Genomic DNA, 14,543 nt, shown 5'->3' with positions numbered 1-14,543 from the left:
CGTCGTTGAGGCCGCAGGGTGAGCGGGACGACGACGTGTGGCGAAACCCGTTTGTTGCCGGTCCGGCCACATCCCCTCCCGGATCGGGAGAGCGCCACCTTGCCCGGGAGCAGGTTGGCGTCAGGCGTCGGCCCGACTCTTGATGCGGATCGGAATTTAACAGAGCCGCGACCGCCCCACAACCTGGGCGGGACCTTCCGGCCTGCCCTCGGCCGAACAGCAGAACGGGCCCCTCAGGACCCGTTCGATCGTCTCGTGTTGGTTGCGCTGCCCGGGTGACCGGGCGGACGCCTCAGATGGAGCGGCGGTTCGGCGCACCGGAATAGCGGCGACGGAGGTACGACACGAGCTTGGGCAGGAGGAAAGCGACGAGCAGCTTGCGCATGGGAACTCCGGGTTGGCCGCGCGGGCGCGGCATTTCGCAGGACCAATGCGCGTGAGACGGCTCCCGTTCCGTGGTTCGAGCCTAAAGCTCCAGGGTCAGGGTCACCGGCGCATGGTCGGAGGGACGTTCCCACCCACGCGCGTGCCGAGCCACGGTGAGATCGCGCACGGTTCCGGCGAGGTCGGGCGAGACCCAGGCGTGGTCGAGGCGCCGCCCCTTGTTCGCCGCGGCCCAATCGGGCGAGCGATAGCTCCACCACGTGTAGATCTTCTCGGGCTCGGGCACGAGCAGGCGGGCCGTGTCGATCCAGCCCGCCTCGCCCCGCAGGGTCTCAAAGGCTTCCGTCTCGATGGGTGTGTGACTCACCACGTCGAGGAGTTGCTTGTGCGACCACACGTCGTGTTCGAGGGGGGCGACGTTGAGGTCGCCGACCAGGATCGCCGGACCGGACGGGCGCCGCCCGCCCCAGGCCCGCAGTTCGGCGAGGAAATCGAGCTTGTGGGCGAATTTTGGATTGAGGGCCCGGTCGGGCACGTCGCCGCCGGCCGGCACGTAGAAATCGTGCAGGACGATTCCCGCGGCCTTGCCGGCCTCCGGCCCCAGCGCCGCCGAGATGTGGCGCGCATCCGCGCGGTCGCAGAAGGCCATGCAGTCGCGGGTGATCAGGGGAAACCGCGACAGGATCGCGACGCCGTTGTAGCCCTTCTGCCCGGCGAAGACAGCGTTCTCGTAGCCCGACCCGCGTAGGGCCTTGAGGGGGAAGGCGTCATCGGGACACTTCGTCTCCTGCAGGCACAGGACATCGGGCTGCACTTCGGCGAGGAAGCGCAGGACGAGGTCGATGCGCAGGCGCACCGAGTTGATGTTCCAGGTGGTGACGGTGAGGCGCAACGATCGATCCGCTCGCGTGAGGCCGGAAAAGGTTTAAAGGAACCTGCGCGCGACGGCGCGGCGGCTTCGCCATAGCCCGAAACCGCCCCGGCCGTCGCCGTGGAAATGCCGCGCCCGGCCGCGATTCCCATCGGGATCGGGGAGGGCGCGCGATTCAGGGGTCGTCGTTACCGTGTCGCGCATCCGCTCCACGCTGTTCAATCTGTTCTGGGCCGGCTGGACCGCGCTCTTCCTCGCGCCCCTGGTGGTGCTGGCCGCGCTCGGCTCGCCCACGGGCCCGATCCGTGCGGCGACGCGCCTGTGGTCGCGCGGGATCCTGTTCGGGTTGGCGCGCATCGTCCGCCTCACCTACGTGGAGGAGGGGCGCGCGCGCATCCCGGCCGAACCCTGCCTCATCGTCGCCAATCATCAGTCGGCCTGGGAAACCCTGGCCTTCCTCACCCTGGTGCCCAACGTGGCCATCGTGGCCAAGCGCGAGCTCGTGGCGATCCCCATCGTCGGCTGGTTCCTACGGCGCTCGCCGATGATCATCATCGACCGGGCCAACGGCACCCAGGCCCTGCGCGTGATGATCGACGAGAGCCGCGCGGCCATCGCGCAGGGGCGCTCGGTGCTGATGTTCCCCGAGGGCACCCGCGGGGGCATCGACGATCCGGTGCAGTTCAAGCGCGGCGTCGAGCTGCTCTACGCCAAGCTCGGCCTGCCCGTGCTGCCCGTGGCGGTGAATTCCGGCCTGTACTGGCCCCATGGCGGCTCACGCCACCATCCCGGGGCCATCACCGTGAGCTACCTCCCGGTCCTGTCCGCGGGACTTTCCGGTGCGGCGTTCATGGAGGGCACGCAAGGGGCGATCGATGCGGAGTTGAATCGCTGGAGGGAGGCGGACAGGTCGGTTGCCGAGGGCGACACAAGTCCTTCCGCAGGATAGGAGGAGCGGAGGCCGCGCATCGCTGTCCTCTAGGCAAGCGATCAAATGTCCTACGCCCTCAAAACTCCCTTGGTGTCTGCACCATCCGGTTCCCTAATCCGCCAAATTGAGTGCCCAACTGTCTACTACACTCCTCCTAAGATTGTAGAGCTTGAGAAGATGCCACCAGACATCGCGAAGCTCATGGTCAAGATTTGGCAAAATTCAGTTCACGCCGGAAGAAATATCGATATTTATGTTCTGAAAAACGTTTTTGTCTCGAACGAAGGATTGGTTTTCGACGAGAACACACACCTTATTGCTTGCACGCGAACACTTCATTCCGACGAACAAATCGATTCCTCGGCCGAAGCGGTCCGGTCGATCCGAGATCGCGAAGGCGTCCGTGCCATCCGGAAAGCCGTCCTGGCGAAAAGCCGGGGTGCGGAGAACTACGGGCATTTCCTGATCGAGATGCTGACGCGGGCTTGGTTCGCGCGAACCTACCTCGCTCTGACAGATTGGCCCGTTCTCATTCACGAAAGCACAGTTGCAATCCGAAAGGTCGCGATTCAGGCGATTCAGCAGGCAGGATACGACCGCGATCAGATTCTGACCTGCGGTCAGGAACCAGTCTTTCTACAGGAATTGATCTACGTCGACGGCCTTGCTTCCCATTCTCAGTATATCTCGCCCTACGTCATGCAATGTCTCGATGCCGTTGCAGACGATGTCCAAGCGGGAACGGCCAGCATGATCTATGTGCCACGTAGACCCGCACCGACGCGGGATTTCGTCAACGAAAGGCAGATCTCAGCGGCCCTGGTCGCCGATGGTTTCTCTGAGGTCACGACGGCATCGCTCGATTTCCGTGATCAGATCGCCGCGTTCAAGGGCGCCAGCACCGTTGTGGGCTCCATGGGCGCGGCGTTGACGAACCTAGTCTTCTGCAGGCCCGGCACGGACGTGTTCGTGTTTATGCCGAGTAGCGCGGCGGAAGTCCTGTTCTGGATGATCTCCCAGATCAGGCGACTCAACTACTGCGAGATCCGAACCAAGGAGACTGGCCCTCAGACTGGGCCCCTCCCGTGGGACAGGGCGCTCGATATTCCTCCAAGGCAGCTCGCCAGAATTGTCGCCGGCAAGGACAGGGGCCTCCTCGAACGTTTCGGATGGCACCCGCCGCATGGCATAGGGGACGTCATGCGCCAGATCGTCCGTAGACGGTTCGTCGGTGGAGCAGCTTGAAACGCTGGCTCGACACTGGTCAGCCACATCCGTCTCGGTTAGCGTTCCCTGGGATCGCTCGATTCGCGAACGCGACATCGTGGAGGAAGTGGCTTCCGCGTTCGCGACAGGGCGCCGGCTCGGGCACTTCATCGATGACGGCCGGCGATCTGCGCTCCTCACTGCGCCCGGATCTGCTTCTCCATCGCCTTGTCCTCGGACCGGCCGTAATTGATGAAGAACGCCGTGCCCTCGACGCTGCGGCCCTTCTGCAGATTCGAGAGCTGCACGATGGTCTGGTAGCCTTGGGGATCGGTGATCCGCCACTGGCTCAGGGTCTTCACCTCGGCATCGAAGAACAGCTGGATCTTCGAGGTGCCGCCGAGAGTCGAGCGGTCCTCCATCGAGATGCGGACGCCGCCCGGATCGTTCGAGACGTCCGAGACCGTTAGGTCGCGGGCGAGGTCGATCTTCTCCCGCAGGAGGAATTTCAGCGGGGTCTGCGAGATGAAGTACAGGTCCTGCGTGCCGAGCTTGCGGTCCTTCACGGCCACGGACGTGCCGTCGGCGACCACTTCCAGGGGGGAGGGCTGGTCGTAGTCGAAGCGCAGGCGGCCGGGCTTCGCCAGCGTCAGCTTGCCGCCGATGCGCCGCCCGTCGGCGCCGATCTGCACGAAGGTGCCGGTGAGGGTGGTGATGCCGTTGAAGTAGGCGTTGGCCTGCGCGAGCACGGCTGCGGCATCGGCCTCCTGCGCCAGCGGCGCACCGACGGCGGCCACCCTGGCGGGCTCGGAGGCCTTGGGGGGGAGCTTGGGGGTCACGATCTTGTCGCCCGCCACCGTCTTGGACTCCTTCGCCGGCGTGTCCTTGGCTGGCTTTGCCGCCTGCGGTGCGGGCTTCTTCGGAGCGGCCGGGGCGGGAGCGGGCGGGGCCGGCGGCTCGACCGGCGCCGGGGCGGGCTCCTCCTTGCGGCCGAACAGGCCGTCGAGGAACGAGCCTTGGGCCGCGGCAGGTTGGGGCTGAACGAGGACAGCCGCCAGGACGAGCAGCGGGCCGGCGGCGAGGCGGTGACGGCGGCCGATCATCTGACGGTCTCCTGAAGGCGGTTCGAACGGGGAGGGCTCCGCTTAGAGTCCGCCCCTGTGGCGATTATGCGACGCATCCGGGCCGCGCTCCTCCCCAGATGGAGGGGACGGACTCAGTCGTCGTAATCCATCATCGACGACGGACCGGGGCCGCCTTCCATGAGGATCTCGCGCTTGCCGGCATGGTTGGCCGGGCCGACGATGCCCTCGATCTCCATGCGCTCCATGATCGAGGCGGCGCGGTTGTAGCCGATCTGCAGGCGGCGCTGGATGTAGGACGTGGACGCCTTCTTGTCGCGCATCACCACCTGCACGGCCTGATCGTAGAGTTCGGCGCCCGGATCGATGCCGCCGGTGGCGGCGAAGGCGCCGCCGTCGAAGATCGGCACGTCGAGGTCCTCGGCCTCGAGGGCCTGGGACTTCTCGGCCTTGTCGGCTTTGGAGCCCTTGGCGGGCTTCTCGTCCGGGGGCGAATCGTCGGTGGTCACGGCCTCGAGGTAGGACGGCCGGCCCTGGCGCTTGAGATGAGCGACGACGCTCTCGACTTCCGAATCCGAGCAGAACGGCCCGTGCACGCGCGTCGTGCGCCCGCCGCCGGCCATGAACAGCATGTCGCCCTGGCCGAGCAGCTGCTCGGCGCCCATCTCGCCGAGGATCGTGCGGCTGTCGATCTTGCTCGTCACCTGGAAGGAGATCCGGGTCGGGAAGTTCGCCTTGATGGTGCCGGTGATGACGTCGANCCATCTCGCCGAGGATCGTGCGGCTGTCGATCTTGCTCGTCACCTGGAAGGAGATCCGGGTCGGGAAGTTCGCCTTGATGGTGCCGGTGATGACGTCGACCGACGGGCGCTGCGTCGCCATGATGAGGTGGATGCCGGCTGCGCGTGCCATCTGGGCGAGGCGCTGGATCGCACCCTCGATGTCTTTCCCCGCCACCATCATCAGGTCGGCCATCTCGTCGACGACGATGACGATGTAAGGCAGGGCCGAGAGGTCCATCTCCTCGGTCTCGTAGACGGCCTGTCCGGTCTCGCGGTTGAAGCCCGTGTGGATCTCGCGGGTGATGATCTCACCCTTGGCCCGCGCTTCGGCCATGCGGGCGTTGTAGCCGTCGATGTTGCGCACGGCGATCTTGGACATCTTCTTGTAGCGCTCCTCCATCTCGCGCACGGCCCATTTGAGGGCGATGACCGCCTTCTTCGGGTCCGTGACCACGGGCGAGAGCAGGTGCGGGATGCCGTCGATCAGGCGGCACTCCTCGGGCTTGAGCCGATAGAGCAGGCTGAGGATCATGGTGTTGATGGCCACCGACTTGCCGGAGCCGGTGGTGCCGGCCACCAGAAGGTGCGGCATCCGGGCGAGGTCGGCGATGATCGGCTCGCCGCCGATGTTCTTGCCGAGGCACAAGGCGAGCTTGTGCTTGCTCAGGCCGAAATCGGCCGAGGCGAGGAGCTCGCGCAGGTATACGGTCTCGCGGGTGTCGTTGGGCAGCTCGATGCCGATGACGTTGCGGCCGGGCACCACGGCGACGCGGGCCGAGACGGCGGACATGGACCGGGCGATGTCGTCCGAGAGCGAGATCACGCGGCTCGACTTGGTGCCGGGCGCGGGCTCCAATTCGTAGAGGGTCACGACGGGGCCGGGCCGTACGGCCAAAATGTCGCCGCGCACGCCAAAATCCTGCACGGTCTGCTGGAGGTTCAGGGCGTTCTGCTCCAGCACGTCGGCATCGACCTCCTCGGTCCCGCTCGGGTCGGGCTCGGCCAGGAGTTCGAGGGAGGGATGCTCGTAATCCTCGTTCTCGACGAGCGACAGGGAGATGTGCCGCCCGGCGGCGATGAGGGTCTGGCGCTCGGGCAGGATGGCGCGCGGGATGTTGAGGACCGGAACGGGAGGGGCGACCGCCGCGGCCAGTTCGGGCTCGGGCTGGGCCCGAAGCTCGGACGCAGCCTGCGCCTCAGGCGCAACCTGCGGCGCGAGGGTTCCTTCGGCTTCCGGCGTTTCGACCACGGGCTCGGGGGCAGGCGCGCCCTTGGGCGTGCGCAGCAGGACCGTCCGCGCCGGGATCGCCGCCGGAACGAAGGCCGACTCGGTGAAGATCACGGGTTCGGCGAAAGGCTTGGGGTCGGGGAAAGGCTTGGGATCGGGGAAGGGCTGGGATTCCGCGAAGGACCGGGGCAACGCCACTAGCTCGGCACGCGCGTCCGGCAGGGCCGGGACGATCGCGGCGAGCGGGAGCGGGGCAGGGGAGGGGGCCACCGGCGGGCGGGCCGAGCGAATGGCCGCGCGGGCGGCCATGGCGCTCAGCACGGGCGAACGCGGCGCGGCGGCGGCCACCCGCGCGACGGCGCACGCCGCGTTGTCCTGACCGTCGGCGGGGGCGGGAGGCCTGTCGAACTGCAGCAGGCGGTCGAGGCCGTAGACCGGCGCCGGGCGCAGGAGCGCGAGATCGGCGGGCGCGGGGACGACGGTGTCCGGAGCCGGCGCGACCTCCGCCAACGGCGGGACGACATCGGCAATCGGCGCGACGCCGGCCGAATCCGCCTGGATCTCCGACCAAGCGTCGAGGGCCGCGGAATCGCGGTTGTCGAACCAGGCGTGCACCTCGGACCAGTCCGGAACCTCGGACCAGTCGCGATCCTCGGCCATGGGATCGGCCATGGGATCAGCCGCCGGGGCGTCGGCACGCGTCTCGGCGATGACCGACAGCTCCAGAACGGCCCCCTCCAAGCCGGGCCCCTCCAGAACGGGCGCCTCCAGAACGGGCGCCTCGACGGCGGGGCTGGCCTGTCGGCGGTCGGGGCTGCGGAAGAAACGGACGCCCTCCGGCACCACGAAGGGCTGGCGCCACAGGGGCTCGGCGGTGGCCGCCGCCGCCTCGCGGGTCGCCCGCTCGATGGCTTCGAGTTCGGCGGCCGCGCGCGCGGCGGCTTCGGCGGCGCGCTCGGCTTCGGCGCGGGTCCGGATCTCCTCGGCGGCGGCCTCGGCCTGGGCCAGGACGGCGCGCTCGGCATCCAGCGCGCGCTGGCGGCGCTCCTGCAGCACCGGATCGGGCGTGCGGGTGTAGCGCACGGCCGGGGCGGGGGCGGTGGTGGCCTGGACCGGGCGGGCCTCGTCGGCCTCCGGCACGATGGCGGCGGGCCGGCGCGGGGCGCGGATGAGGACGCGGGGTCCGGCCTCGCCGTCGCCGAGACCGTCCTCGGGCCGGGCGAAGGGGGCCGCGCGCGCCGGGATCATGTCGAGGGTGGCGCGGTCGTCGAAGACGTGGTCGGGCCAGCCCTGCACGGCGGGCGGGGTGCGGTAGGCCGCTTCCCGTCCGACGAGGGCGTGCGGACTCGTCATCCAGCTCGGCGCCGGCCGGGTCGCCGCCACGGTGTAGTCCGGGCGCTGCGGCGGCCCGGCGAGCCGGCGGGTGAGGGTGGCCCGCAGGTTCATGAGCCGATGCGCCAGGGCGCCTATGGACAGTCCGAGGCGGTCGCCGCCACGGACGGGGCGAGAGGGATCACGATGGGAGTAGGGGAGCCGTCCCGATGCGCGCATGATTGGCCGGATTTACTCGAAGCGGGTCCGCTGCCGGGAGGGGCGCGGTTCACCCACGAGTTAGGACCATCGTCGTTAACAGACGCTTGCGCCACCGGCCGACGGCCGTTGGAGGGACGGGGCGGATCGGACTAGGATGGCTCACCAGATCCCTACGGCCCCTCCCCTACGGACCCCCAGCCCCTTGACCGCTCCCCCGGCCCAGACCAGCCCCGCCCCGACTTGCGCCGCCCAGCCCTTCCGCTCGCTCTACACCCACGGCTTCGCCCGGGCCGCGGCCTGCACCGGGCGCAGCCACCCGGGCGATCCGGCGGCCAATGCCGCGGCCGTCCTGGCGCTCGCGCGGGACTGCGACGGTCACGGCGCGGCGCTGGCGGTGTTTCCCGAACTCTGCCTGTCCGGCTACGCCATCGAGGACCTGCTCCTGCAGGCCACGATCCAGGGGGCCGTGGAGGCGGCCGTGGAGGCGGTGCGGGCGGGCTCTGAGGGGCTGGCCACGGTACTGGTGGTCGGCGCCCCCCTGCGGGCCGGCCACCGGCTCTACAATTGCGCCCTCGCCATCCACCGGGGCCGGGTGCTCGGGGTGGTGCCGAAGAGCTACCTGCCGAACTATCGGGAATTCTACGAGAAGCGCCATTTCGCGTCCGGGGCCGGCATCACCGGGCAGACGATCCGGATCGGCGGCCAGACCGTTCCGTTCGGCACCGATCTGCTGTTCGAAGCCGACGACGTGCCGGGATTCGTGCTCGGCATCGAGGTGTGCGAGGACCTGTGGGTGCCCGCCTCCCCCGGCATGGATCTGGCGCTGGCCGGCGCCACGGTGCTGGCCAACCCATCGGGCAGCCCCATCACCGTGGGCCGCGCGGAATCCCGCGCGCTGCTGACGCGCGCCGCCTCCATGCGGGGCCTGTGCGCCTACGTCTACGCTGCGGCGGGGATGGGAGAATCCACCACAGACCTGTCGTGGGACGGCCAGACCAGCATCGACGAACTGGGCGAGCGCCTCGCCGAGGGCGCGCGCTTCGCCGACACCCCCGTCGTCACCCTCGCCGACATCGACCTCGACCGGCTCGCCCAGGAGCGACTCCAGACCGGAAGCTTCGACGACAACGCCCGGGCCCGCGGGTCGGCCTGTCGCCGCGTCGGGTTCCGCCTCGATCCGCCCAGGGGCGACCTCGGCTTGAAGCGACGGGTCGAGCGATTTCCGTTCGTCCCGGCCGATCCGGCCCGCCTCGCCCAGGATTGCTACGAGGCCTACAACATCCAGGTCGCGGGCCTCGCCCAGCGCCTGGCGGCGACGGGCACGAAGCGCGCCGTCATCGGCGTCTCGGGCGGCCTCGATTCGACCCACGCCCTCATCGTCGTGGCCCAGGCCTTCGACCGCCTCGGCCTGCCGCGCTCGAACATCCTGGCCTATACCCTGCCGGGCTTCGCCACCTCGGACGAGACCAAGGCCAACGCCCACGCCCTGATGGCGGCCCTCGGCACCACCGCCCGGGAAATCGACATCCGCGACACGGCGACGAAGATGCTCGCCGACATGGACCACCCGTTCGGGCGCGGCGAGCCCGTCTACGACGTCACCTTCGAGAACGTGCAGGCGGGCCTGCGCACGGATTACCTGTTCCGGCTGGCCAACCAGCAGGGCGGCATCGTCATCGGCACGGGCGACCTGTCGGAACTGGCCCTCGGGTGGTGCACCTACGGCGTCGGCGACCAGATGAGCCATTACGGCGTCAATGCCGGCGTGCCCAAGACCCTGATCCAGCACCTGATCCGCTGGGTGGTCGGCACGGGACAGTTCGACGGAGACGTGGGCGCGACCCTGGAGGCGATCCTCGGCACCGAGATCTCGCCGGAACTCGTGCCGGTGGATGCGGGTGCCCGGCCGCAGAGCACGCAGGATGTGATCGGCCCCTACGCCCTGCAGGATTTCAACCTGTTTCATATTCTGCGGTACGGCTTCCGGCCCTCGAAGATCGCCTTCCTGTCGCTCCACGCCTGGGGCGACGCGCGCGCGGGGGCCTGGCCGCCGGACTTTCCGCGCGGCGAGCGCCGGGCCTACGCGCTGCCCGAGATCCGCGGCTGGCTCGCCTTGTTCCTGAAACGCTTCTTCGGCTTCAGCCAGTTCAAGCGCTCGGCCCTGCCGAACGGGCCGAAGGTTTCGGCCGGGGGCGCCCTGTCGCCGCGTGGCGACTGGCGGGCGCCCTCCGACGGCTCGGCCCGAGCGTGGCTGGACGAGTTGGAGCGCAACGTCCCCGAGCGCTGAGCCCAAGACCGAAAGGGCCGCCGGACCGGGAGCCGACACAAACCCGTCCGATTGTCCGGCTACGTCTCCCGGTGGGTGGGCGAATCGGAGGTTGACCGATGCAGAACTACAACGTTTTCTGCCTCAGGACCGTCGAGGGCCTCTGCTGCGCCGTGCCCGAGAGCCGCACGGTGCCGCATTTCCTCGGCGGCGGGCACTGGTCGTTCGGGGGCAAGATCGCGGATCTCGGCGCGGCCCCCATCGAGTTCGACGACCGGGCGGCTGAGACGGCCGTGCGCTTCAACGGATTCTACCTGTTCCAGACCATGGACAGACGCTTCCACTGAGACGCGCCCGAGTCGCCGATCCCGGCGATCATTCCTTAAGGGGCGCGTGTCAGGATCCGTCATCGCGAGCGGTGAACGGAGATCGCGCCCCATGTCGGAGCATCGCAGGGAAGTACGGCAGAGGACGTTCCTCAAGGGCCGGATCCTGTTCAACAAGGGTGCGTCGAGCATGGATTGCCTCGTGCGCGACATGTCGGCGTCGGGCGCGCGCCTGGCCCTCAGCGAAACCACCACCCTTCCCGAATCCTTCGACCTCTACATCCCGCAGAAGGACAGGACCTACCGCTCGACCTTGGCCTGGCGCCGGGCCGACGGCGTCGGCATCACCTTTCTGGACGAGGCCGTGCCGGCGCCCATGCCGGCTCCCGCCGAGGATCCGGGCTCCATGCTGATGCTGATGCGCCGGGTCGGCGAACTCGAAGCCGAGAACGCGGCCCTGCGCCGCCTGCTCATGGGCGCGGCGGCCGCTCCGGCCGAGGGCACCGTCAACGCCGGCTGAGGCCGGCCCGAGCGGTCCCCCGGAATCTGGGGTGTGCAAGCGCTACGCCGTCTCCAACGCCGCCCGGATGCGCGCCGCGTGATCGGCCAGAACACCTTGATCGGCCATGCCGCCCGAGTGGCGCCCGAGCGCCACGCCGTCGAAGCGCGGCAGGATGTGGACGTGGAGGTGGAACACCGTCTGGCCGCCGGCCGGTTCGTTGTACTGGAACACGGTCAGACCGTCGGCGGCGAAGGCCGCCTTCACCGCGCGGGCGACGCGCTGGACCGTCGCCGCCACCGCCGCCAGCGAAGCCGGGTCGGCATCGAGCAGGCCACGGGCCGGGGCTTTCGGGATCACCAGGGTGTGGCCGTCGCCCTGGGGCATCACGTCCATGAAGGCGAGGGTGTGGTCGTCCTCGTAGACCTTCTGCGCCGGGATCTCCCCGCGCAGGATCTTGGCGAAGATGTTCTGGGGGTCATAGGCTGCGGTCACGGTCGCTCGCTCCGGTCGGGTCGTTTCGGGCGCCACGATGCACAGGCGTCCCCCGCGCGTCTACCGACCGAACCTTGGCCTTGCCCCATGCGTTGCAGGGTTCGACGCCTGGGCTTTCCCCGGCTTTTTCCCGGACGAGACCAACATGGCCCACGAAAGCACGAGCGCCATCTACACCGCCGCCGGCGCCAACCTCGCCATCGCGGCGGCGAAGTTCGTCGGCGCGTTCTTCACCGGCTCCTCGGCGATGCTGGCAGAGGGCGTCCATTCGATGGTGGACACCACCAACCAGATCCTGCTCCTCGTCGGGATGAGGCGGGCCAAGCGCCCGGCCGATGCCCTGCATCCGTTCGGCTACGGCCGCGAGATCTACTTCTACGCGTTCATCGTCGCGCTGTTCATCTTCCTCGGCGGCGGCGCCTTCGCGGTCTACGAGGGCATCCACAAGCTGCATTATCCCGAGCCGGTCTCGGACGCGCACGTGTTCGGACACACGATCCCGGGCCTGTGGGTCAATGTCGGCATCCTGGGCTTCGCGGTTCTGGCCGAGGGCTATTCCTGCGCCGTCGCCCTGAAGTCGTTCTGGGCCGAGAAGGGCAGCCGCCCGCCGCTCACGGCCATCCGCCGCAGCAAGGACCCGGCCCTGTTCACGGTGCTCGTCGAGGATGTCGCCGCTCTCATGGGCCTCGTGGTGGCCCTCTCGGGCGTGATCCTGGCGCACGTGCTCGAGATGCCCGACCTCGACGGCTGGGCCTCCATCGCCATCGGGGCGATCCTCATTGGCATGGCGGGCTTCCTGATGATCGAGACCCACGGCCTGCTCATCGGCGAGGCGGCGGACCCCGCCCTCGTCGCGGCCATCCGCGAGGTGGTGCGCACGGAGCCGGGCGTCCACAACGTCAACGCCGTACTGACCCAGCACATGGGGCCGTCCGACATCCTGGTGAACGTCAGCCTCGACATGGACGACACCCTGAGCGCCGGCAACATCGAGGCGATGGTCGGCCGCCTGGAAGGCAAGCTGAAGGCGCGGAGCCCCGACGTCACCCGGGTGTTCATCGAGATCCAGTCGAAGGACACGGCGCCGGCCTACCCGGCGGCGGCACCCGCCGGGGCCTGAGGCGCCGGCGCGGCGAGCGCCTGCGCGATCGCCCCATCGAGATCGGCAGGCTTGGTCTTCGGGGCGTAGCGGGCGATCACGCGCCCGTCGCGCCCGACGAGGAACTTCGTGAAGTTCCACTTGATTCCGGTGAGCCCGAGGAGGCCCGGCTTCTCCCGCTTCAGATGGGCGAAGACCGGATCGGTGGCAGAGCCGTTGACCGCCACCTTGGCGAGAACCGGAAACGTGACGTCGTAGGTCAGGCTGCAGAACCGGGCGATCTCGGCGGCGTCCCCGGGCTCCTGGGCGCCGAACTGGTTGCAGGGAAATCCCAGCACCACGAGGCCGGCGTCGCGGTGCCGGCGCCACATCTCCTCCAGCCCTGCATACTGCCCGGTGAAACCGCATTGCGAGGCGGTGTTGACGACGAGGAGCACCCGGCCGCGATGCTGCGCCAGCGGATACGGCGTGCCGTCGGCGGCGCGTGGAACGAGATCGTACAGGCTGGTCATCGGGTCCCCTCGGGGGTGGATCTGGCGCCGGCGGGTCTGATCCCCGTCGGGCTCACGCGGGCTCCTCGGGCGGCCGCTCCGCCCCGTCGCGCCGGAACGGCGTCAGGGTGTCGAGGACGTCGGCCGCCTCGACCACGTGCGCGCGCTCGCGCGCGAGATAGTCGGCCACGGCGCGGCGCAGGGCCGGGTCGGCGATGTCGTGGGCCGAGTGCATGAGCACCGGCCGATAGCCGCGCGCAAGCTTGTGCTCGCCCTGCGCCCCGGCCTCGACCCGCTTCAGGCCATGGGCGATGGCGTAGTCGATGGCCTGATAGTAGCAGACCTCGAAATGCAGGAACGGATGATCCTCGACGCAGCCCCAGTTGCGGCCGTAGAGGGCGACGTCGCCGATGAAGTTGATGGCGCCCGCGATGATCTCCCCCTCGCGGCGGGCAAGGATCAGCAGCACTCGCTCGGGCATCCGTTCACCGACGAGATCGAAGAACTTCCGGTTGAGGTAGGGCCGGCCCCATTTGCGTGCACCGGTGTCGGAATAGAAGGCGTAGAACGCGTCCCAGTGCTCCGCCTTCAGATCGGCCCCGGTGACGTGCTCGATGGTAATGCCGCGGCTGAGGGCATCCCGGCGCTCGCGCCGGATCGCCTTGCGCTTGCGGGACGCCAGAGCCCCGAGGAAATCCTCGAAGCTTGCATACCCGGCATTGTCCCAGTGGAATTGCTGGTCGACGCGCTGGAGGAAGCCGAGCTCCCCGGCCTGCGCCCATTCCCGCTCCTGCATGAAGGTGACGTGGATCGAGGACGCCTTGGTCTCCGCCCGCAGGGCGCGCAGGCCGGCCACTAGGGCGGAGGCCGCCTCGTTCACGTCCTGCCCCGGAGCGATGAGGAAGCGCGCGCCGGTCACCGGCGTGAACGGCACGCTGACCTGAAGCTTCGGGTAGTAGGCGCCCCCGGCCCGCTCGTAGGCGTCGGCCCAGCCGTGATCGAACACGTACTCGCCCTGGCTGTGGGATTTCAGGTAGCACGGCGCCACCCCGACGAGGCGCCCTTCGCGCTCGACCGCCACGTGGAGCGGCAGCCAGCCGGTGTGGCGCGAGACGCAGCCCGAATCCTCCAGGGCCGACAGGAAGGCGTGGGAGATGAACGGGTTGTGGGTCTCGTCGCCGGCCGACAGGGTCTCGGGCGAGGTCGCGCACGCATCCCACTCGGCCGCCGCGATCTGGCCGAGGCCCTGGACCGCACGCACCTGCAACGTGGTCACGGTTTCGGCCGGGGCGTCGGGTGCTGCGTCGGGCGTGTCCATGAGGAGGCAATCTAGGCCCCGCCGGCGGAGGG

At 69.0% G+C, this 14,543-nt stretch carries 11 protein-coding genes, 2 pseudogenes and 1 riboswitch; of the genes and pseudogenes, 6 read left to right on the top strand and 7 right to left on the bottom strand.

The genetic code is table 11. The annotated features are described in order from the left end of the window. Positions 1–40: 40 nt before the first annotated feature. Positions 41–151, bottom strand: a riboswitch (SAM-I-IV-variant riboswitch). A gap of 315 nt (positions 152–466) precedes the next feature. Further along, positions 467–1,276 (bottom strand): exodeoxyribonuclease III, encoded by an 810-nt coding sequence (locus ASF22_RS03115; RefSeq protein ID WP_056175127.1) that lies wholly within the window; start codon positions 1,274–1,276, stop codon positions 467–469. A gap of 172 nt (positions 1,277–1,448) precedes the next feature. Here ASF22_RS03115 and ASF22_RS03110 point away from each other — a divergent pair, with 172 nt between their 5' ends. After that, the gene (locus tag ASF22_RS03110; RefSeq protein WP_056261363.1) at positions 1,449–2,204 is read left to right on the top strand and encodes a lysophospholipid acyltransferase family protein; all 756 of its coding nucleotides are present in this window, start codon (positions 1,449–1,451) and stop codon (positions 2,202–2,204) included. A gap of 45 nt (positions 2,205–2,249) precedes the next feature. Next, the gene (locus ASF22_RS03105) at positions 2,250–3,431 is read left to right on the top strand and encodes a glycosyltransferase 61 family protein (protein ID WP_082483486.1); all 1,182 of its coding nucleotides are present in this window, start codon (positions 2,250–2,252) and stop codon (positions 3,429–3,431) included. A gap of 158 nt (positions 3,432–3,589) precedes the next feature. Here the strand turns inward: ASF22_RS03105 and ASF22_RS03100 are convergent, their stop codons facing one another. The 3 genes and pseudogenes from ASF22_RS03100 to ASF22_RS03095 all read right to left on the bottom strand — a co-directional run. Beyond that, positions 3,590–4,495 carry an outer-membrane lipoprotein carrier protein LolA gene (locus tag ASF22_RS03100; protein ID WP_056261358.1) on the bottom strand — a complete coding sequence of 302 codons (906 nt, stop codon included), beginning with the start codon at positions 4,493–4,495 and terminating at the stop codon, positions 3,590–3,592. A 113-nt stretch (positions 4,496–4,608) separates the two neighbouring features. Beyond that, positions 4,609–5,234, bottom strand: a pseudogene (locus ASF22_RS24710) (DNA translocase FtsK); the annotation flags it as partial. 98 nt (positions 5,235–5,332) lie between these two features. Further along, positions 5,333–7,930, bottom strand: a pseudogene (locus ASF22_RS03095) (DNA translocase FtsK); the annotation flags it as partial. A gap of 289 nt (positions 7,931–8,219) precedes the next feature. On the opposite strand from ASF22_RS03095, the gene ASF22_RS03090 reads away from it, so the two are divergent. The 3 genes from ASF22_RS03090 (at position 8,220) to ASF22_RS03080 (ending at position 11,129) form a co-directional block, all read left to right on the top strand. Then, positions 8,220–10,304 (top strand): NAD(+) synthase, encoded by a 2,085-nt coding sequence (locus ASF22_RS03090; protein ID WP_056261355.1) that lies wholly within the window; start codon positions 8,220–8,222, stop codon positions 10,302–10,304. Positions 10,305–10,402: 98 nt separating this feature from the next. Beyond that, on the top strand, positions 10,403–10,630 hold the full coding sequence (locus ASF22_RS03085) for a hypothetical protein (protein ID WP_056261353.1): 228 nt from the start codon (positions 10,403–10,405) through the stop codon (positions 10,628–10,630). A gap of 91 nt (positions 10,631–10,721) precedes the next feature. Further along, positions 10,722–11,129, top strand: coding sequence for a PilZ domain-containing protein (locus tag ASF22_RS03080; protein WP_056170772.1), 408 nt, complete (start codon positions 10,722–10,724; stop codon positions 11,127–11,129). A gap of 42 nt (positions 11,130–11,171) precedes the next feature. Here ASF22_RS03080 and ASF22_RS03075 read toward each other — a convergent pair whose 3' ends face one another. Further along, positions 11,172–11,603 carry an HIT family protein gene (locus tag ASF22_RS03075; protein WP_056261349.1) on the bottom strand — a complete coding sequence of 144 codons (432 nt, stop codon included), beginning with the start codon at positions 11,601–11,603 and terminating at the stop codon, positions 11,172–11,174. 145 nt (positions 11,604–11,748) lie between these two features. On the opposite strand from ASF22_RS03075, the gene ASF22_RS03070 reads away from it, so the two are divergent. Next, positions 11,749–12,723, top strand: a complete 975-nt coding sequence (locus ASF22_RS03070) for a cation diffusion facilitator family transporter (RefSeq protein ID WP_056261347.1) — start codon at positions 11,749–11,751, stop codon at positions 12,721–12,723. Here ASF22_RS03070 and ASF22_RS03065 read toward each other — a convergent pair. Further along, a complete protein-coding gene (locus tag ASF22_RS03065) occupies positions 12,693–13,214 on the bottom strand; it encodes a glutathione peroxidase (RefSeq protein ID WP_056261344.1) in 522 nt (173 codons plus the stop codon). The genes ASF22_RS03070 and ASF22_RS03065 overlap by 31 nt on opposite strands. A gap of 52 nt (positions 13,215–13,266) precedes the next feature. Further along, complete coding sequence (locus ASF22_RS03060) at positions 13,267–14,511, bottom strand: GNAT family N-acetyltransferase (protein WP_056170789.1); 1,245 nt, start codon at positions 14,509–14,511, stop codon at positions 13,267–13,269. Between the last annotated feature and the right edge of the window lie 32 nt (positions 14,512–14,543).

The organism is Methylobacterium sp. Leaf87 (assembly GCF_001422775.1).
Classification (GTDB): domain Bacteria; phylum Pseudomonadota; class Alphaproteobacteria; order Rhizobiales; family Beijerinckiaceae; genus Methylobacterium.
The sequence above is the reverse complement of the archived record's forward strand: the minus strand, read 5'-3'. Positions and strand labels throughout refer to the sequence as shown.

Bases quoted from the DNA above. Each gene is read 5' to 3' on its own strand.
- ASF22_RS03105 (WP_082483486.1), top strand. From the start codon at position 2,250: ATGTCCTACGCCCTCAAAACTCCCTTGGTGTCTGCACCATCCGGTTCC.
- ASF22_RS03100 (WP_056261358.1), bottom strand. From the start codon at position 4,495: ATGATCGGCCGCCGTCACCGCCTCGCCGCCGGCCCGCTGCTCGTCCTG.
- ASF22_RS03060 (WP_056170789.1), bottom strand. From the start codon at position 14,511: ATGGACACGCCCGACGCAGCACCCGACGCCCCGGCCGAAACCGTGACC.
- ASF22_RS03080 (WP_056170772.1), top strand. From the start codon at position 10,722: ATGTCGGAGCATCGCAGGGAAGTACGGCAGAGGACGTTCCTCAAGGGC.
- ASF22_RS03085 (WP_056261353.1), top strand. From the start codon at position 10,403: ATGCAGAACTACAACGTTTTCTGCCTCAGGACCGTCGAGGGCCTCTGC.
- ASF22_RS03070 (WP_056261347.1), top strand. From the start codon at position 11,749: ATGGCCCACGAAAGCACGAGCGCCATCTACACCGCCGCCGGCGCCAAC.
- ASF22_RS03065 (WP_056261344.1), bottom strand. From the start codon at position 13,214: ATGACCAGCCTGTACGATCTCGTTCCACGCGCCGCCGACGGCACGCCG.